Genomic DNA, 3,346 nt, shown 5'->3' with positions numbered 1-3,346 from the left:
CCACGATAATAAGGGTTAAAGAATACTTCTTCTTGATGACCATGCACCAGATCATCAGTTACATCTAAATCTATAGTTATTTGTCGTGGTGGTGAAGAATATGATTCTAAAAATATTTCCACCAATAGTGTTTCTATAGCCTCTGCATTATGTTCAATTCGATGATATCGACTATCAGCTCTTGAAGATACATTTTCTGGACAGTGTTCGATCCGATTCAAAGTACTTTTTCCTGCAAGAACTGGTAGTTCTTTCTCGGAACCAACTATTTTTCCTAGCGCCAGAGCAAACATTGGGTCGTGACGTAGTTCCTCGTGGTCATTTAAGTCTTCATAACCCATTATCAAACCATATATTCTCTGCGCGATTAAACTTTTTACTGAATGATTAACTCTATTTATATCTCGGTAATCTTTGAAACATCTTGCTAATCGCGATGTAATTCCTCTTTTCCGGTCTAGAGCGCCAGTCCAGTAGAAAGTATTGACAAATTAATTAGACTGTGAAGCAGATAAAATGGAGAATTGTTGTGGTGTAATGTGGGACATACGAGCGAGGACATGAAGATTGTGAACAACAGCCATTCTTCGGAGGTCAAAAAGGTTTTTGCGTAGTCCAATATAGCGAGATTGGTCTGTTTGCCACTGACCAATATGAGCTAAACTATGCTCAACACTGACACGTTCACGGAGTTTGGCGCGTCCGGCCACAGTAGTTTGGCGCTCACGCAGTTCCACAAGTAGGGATTCATCAGGATGAATGGAAATACTGCGACTATTCTTGCTAGTCGTACATTGAGAACGGATGGGACAAGCATCACATTCATGTTTAGGAAAGTGGACAATACCCCCCTCATGAAATGGTAAACTGACTCCATTTGGGCAACGAATCAAATGAGTTTCCCAATCAAGAACAAAAGCATTTTTATCAAATAGTTTACCGTTGCGTACTTTCCATGCCTTGCAAATAATAGCCAGATCAGATGTGCGCTGTTTAACCCAATGGCTGGTTAAATATGCACGGTCAATATGTAATTCTTTAATAGTTACGTGTTGTTGTTTTAAATCTGCTTCAATATCTAAAGTTACTGATGCTTCAGGTGCGTTAGCTCTAGTGACACCAACAGCCCTAATCATTTCTAATTCTAAATCCTTGGCAATATGGCGTTTATAACCATCAAACTTTTGACTACGGCTTTTACGTCCATGTCGCATATCCTCATCTTCAATAGAAATACGTCTGTCTTTGGCAACACCATTACGGAGCTTTGGGGAAGCATCTGATTCCTCCTCCACATCCTGTGTCTCAATTTGTCGTGCAATTGCCAGATTTTGATTGACAAGGCTTGTGGTTGAATCGGACAAATCGGTTTTTTGATTAACCAGAAATTCCACTGAGTTCAACGTTTGTAAAATTGTCGATAATGCCACATTCCTAGATTCTGGGTCATCCCAATCTAAATCTAGAGCCGCTTTCAGGCTGGTTTTAGCGACAATTTCTGCTCCCACATTTGCCGCAACGCTTTCTAAACTTTCTTGAGTATTTTCAGCGATTATTTCTAATGCTTTTCGCAACGCATGACCTAACAAATTATATGTATCTTCGACTCTTGCTGCGCCCCATAATGGACTTGAATCTAGTGCTATTTTTAGGGAATGTGAATTATAACCTCCTCGAATTTTTGCCATTTCAATTGTTTTTTCGATTAACCGCCTGTCCAAAGATTTTGATATTAACAACGCCCTGAATCTTACTAGTGTTCCTTTTCCAAATGGGGCTTTTTCACAATCCAGGCAATCCAAAACTATCTGCCATCTTCTATCCATTTCTATGGCTTCTATTGCCTCGTCATCTGATACTCCTGTATATGCTTGAAGAATAATAAATAGTGCCAATTGTGCTGGTGGCACTGGGCATAATCCTACACTACTATCCTTAAACATCGTTGCTAATTCTAACTGAAAATCTGAGTCAAATAGTTCGTGGCGTATCTGCCTCAAAAATCCGAACAACTTGGCTTTACGTATACGTTTTACTACTTTTTCTTCTGCAAGTGATAATTCAATGGGAGGATTCCAGAATGAGGGACGCATCTTTTATACACTCCTAATACTGCGCTCTTCAATATTAGCCTCCGCAAAAACTGTACTTTTTGTCAATTACTTCTACTGGACTGGCGCTCTAGCTCCGCAATTAAAGTTAATCCTGCATCTGATGTTACAGTCTCACCCTTGAAATTAACTACGACTGGACATGACAATACAGGTTTAAATTTGAACTGTTCCGGTATACAATCTGTTTTCTGAGGGGTCATGCTTAAAACTGCTGGAATTCATGTGCAATAGATATTTTGGCAGTTTTTGACTCCTCTTTTCTCCAGCTTCGTGAGAAATCCGGGTAAAGCCTTCAGGCAAGCGCAAGGCAGGTAGATCGTGTACATCTGCATAAAAGTTACTTGACTATAACCTCCGATTGATCAACGGAGGTTAAACTTATTTCCTGAAAAATAGTGAACGCGACATATTGTTGTTTATCATCTAGTTTGACTCATATCCCAAGCAATCACTCCCTACTCGAAGCAGCAAGAATTGAATTCAGAATTGCTGTTAATTGTGCCAAACAGTATGAGAAAACTTGGCACTCCATTATTTGAATTCAGTATAATACTTGCACAATACTTGAACTAAAACCAGAATCCGTGAACAATTAAATCATCTGGCATTTGACTGCTATACACACTTTTTAAAAGCTGTTGATTACCTAAATCAATACGCAGATTTAATGGACGAGATTGCATTAAAGCGTCCAACACTCAATTAACAATCCGCGTACTTTGCCCAAATCCCGATGGGTGCATGTTAATAAAACTAATTTACGAGATAGTGTGATCGCTTTTAACGAACAGAATTCAGGAGTCAAGAACCAGAATTCAGAATTGAATTCTGTGCGAGTGGCGGATAGCGTAGCGTTAGCGACGTAGGAGCGTCTGAATAAACGGGTTTAAGTCCCCCACTAAATCGGAGATTTAGTGGTCTTTAATGAGTGCTGGGTCTGAATCCCCCACTCAATTAATTCTGACTCCTGAATTCAGAATAGCTGAATTCTTCTTCAATAACTAAATCATTGCGGATTCATCCGAATCAAGTCTGTTAAGATACTATCCAAGCTACCGTTAACTTGAATGCGATCGATCTTCTCTGCAATCCGCTCTAATACTTCGAGTTCCTTCAAACGCAATGCAACTGGGTTATCCTCCATCACTTTGGCAGTGTTTAGCATACTACGAGTAGCAGCAGTTTCTTCTCTACGTCTGACTACGTTTGCTTGAGCGGCTTTTTCTGCTTCG

General features: G+C 39.8%; 1 protein-coding gene and 2 pseudogenes. All 3 read right to left on the bottom strand.

The features are described 5' to 3' along the window. Nucleotides 1–461: pseudogene (locus H6G97_RS48230) on the bottom strand (transposase); the annotation flags it as partial. 30 nt (nucleotides 462–491) lie between these two features. Further along, entirely contained in the window at nucleotides 492–2,093 is a 1,602-nt protein-coding gene (locus H6G97_RS48225) for an IS1182 family transposase (RefSeq protein WP_190947406.1), read from the bottom strand. A gap of 1,027 nt (nucleotides 2,094–3,120) precedes the next feature. Next, nucleotides 3,121–3,346, bottom strand: a pseudogene (locus H6G97_RS48220) (slipin family protein); the annotation flags it as partial.

Origin of the sequence: Nostoc flagelliforme FACHB-838, assembly GCF_014698065.1 — a bacterium.
In the GTDB taxonomy this organism is placed as follows: Bacteria; Cyanobacteriota; Cyanobacteriia; order Cyanobacteriales; family Nostocaceae; genus Nostoc; species Nostoc flagelliforme_B.
Note: the sequence above shows the minus strand (reverse complement) of the source record. Positions and strands in the feature narration are given on the sequence as shown.